Here is a 1,190-nt window from a genome sequence, read left to right on the forward strand (position 1 = left end):
TATGAATTAGTCGAAGATCTTAGCAACAACACCAGCACCTACTGTACGGCCACCTTCACGGATCGCGAAACGTAGACCTTCGTCCATTGCGATTGGTGCGATTAGCTCTACAGTCATCTGTACGTTGTCGCCTGGCATTACCATTTCTACGCCGTCTGGTAGCTGGATGTCACCAGTTACGTCAGTAGTACGGAAGTAGAACTGTGGACGGTAGCCTTTGAAGAATGGAGTGTGACGACCACCTTCATCTTTAGACAGTACGTATACTTCTGATTCGAACTTAGTGTGTGGAGTGATTGAACCAGGCTTAGCTAGTACTTGACCACGCTCAACTTCGTCACGCTTAGTACCACGTAGAAGTGCACCAACGTTCTCACCTGCACGGCCTTCGTCTAGAAGCTTGCGGAACATCTCAACACCAGTACATGTAGTTGTAGTAGTGTCTTTGATACCTACGATAGCAACTTCGTCACCTACAGTTAGGATACCACGCTCGATACGGCCAGTTACTACTGTACCACGACCTTGGATTGAGAATACGTCTTCGATAGGCATTAGGAATGGCTGATCTACCGCACGCTCTGGCTCAGGGATGTAAGTATCTAGAGCTTCTGCTAGTTCAACGATTTTCGCTTCCCACTGCTCTTCGCCGTTTAGTGCGCCTAGTGCAGAACCTTGGATAACTGGTAGGTCATCACCTGGGAAATCGTATTCAGATAGAAGTTCACGAACTTCCATTTCTACTAGTTCTAGTAGCTCTTCATCGTCAACCATGTCACATTTGTTCATGAATACGATGATGTATGGGATACCAACCTGACGGCCTAGTAGGATGTGCTCACGAGTTTGTGGCATTGGGCCATCTGTCGCAGCAACAACTAGGATACCACCGTCCATCTGTGCAGCACCAGTGATCATGTTTTTAACATAGTCAGCGTGTCCTGGACAGTCAACGTGTGCGTAGTGGCGTGATGGAGTGTCGTACTCAACGTGAGAAGTTGCGATTGTGATACCGCGCTCACGCTCTTCTGGAGCGTTATCGATAGATGCGAAGTCTTTAGCTACACCGCCGTAAACTTTAGCAAGAGTAGTACAGATAGCTGCAGTTAGAGTTGTTTTACCGTGGTCAACGTGGCCGATAGTACCAACGTTAACGTGCGGTTTCGTACGTTCAAATTTTTCTTTAGACA

The 1,190-nt window shown here is 47.5% G+C and carries 1 protein-coding gene; it reads right to left on the minus strand.

Going from position 1 to position 1,190, the window contains the following annotated elements:
- Positions 1-6: 6 nt before the first annotated feature.
- Positions 7-1,190, minus strand: a 1,184-nt coding sequence (tuf, locus tag R7P72_RS25135) for an elongation factor Tu (RefSeq protein ID WP_017822038.1), incomplete at its 5' end; no start/stop codon positions are given.

Source organism: Vibrio sp. Vb0888 (assembly GCF_033338835.1).
Lineage (GTDB): Bacteria > Pseudomonadota > Gammaproteobacteria > Enterobacterales > Vibrionaceae > Vibrio > Vibrio alginolyticus.